This window comes from Peptoniphilus senegalensis JC140 (genome assembly GCF_000321025.1).
In the GTDB taxonomy this organism is placed as follows: domain Bacteria; phylum Bacillota; class Clostridia; order Tissierellales; family Peptoniphilaceae; genus Peptoniphilus_A; species Peptoniphilus_A senegalensis.
Window position 1 is genome coordinate 1 of record NZ_CAEL01000051.1, and the last position, 337, is coordinate 337.

Genomic DNA, 337 nt, shown 5'->3' on the forward strand with positions numbered 1-337 from the left:
ATACATCACTTACGGTTTAGCTGAGACCTGTGTTTTTGATAAACAGTCGCTTGGGCCCATTCACTGCGGCTCTCTCGGGCTTGCACCCTACCAGAGCACCCCTTATCCCTAAGTTACGGGGTCATTTTGCCGAGTTCCTTAACGAGAGTTCTCTCGCTCACCTTAGGATTCTCTCCTCGACTACCTGTGTCGGTTTGCGGTACGGGCACCTCTCACCTCACTAGAGGCTTTTCTTGGCAGTATGAAATCAGGAACTTCGCTCGAAGAGCTTCGCTATCACAGCTCAATGTTAAAGAATGCGGATTTGCCTACATTCACACCTTACTGCTTAGACGTG

The 337-nt window shown here is 49.6% G+C and carries 1 rRNA gene; it reads right to left on the minus strand.

Annotated elements, in window-relative coordinates:
- Positions 1-337: ribosomal RNA gene (locus PTSHG_RS00085) — 23S ribosomal RNA — on the minus strand; the annotation flags it as partial.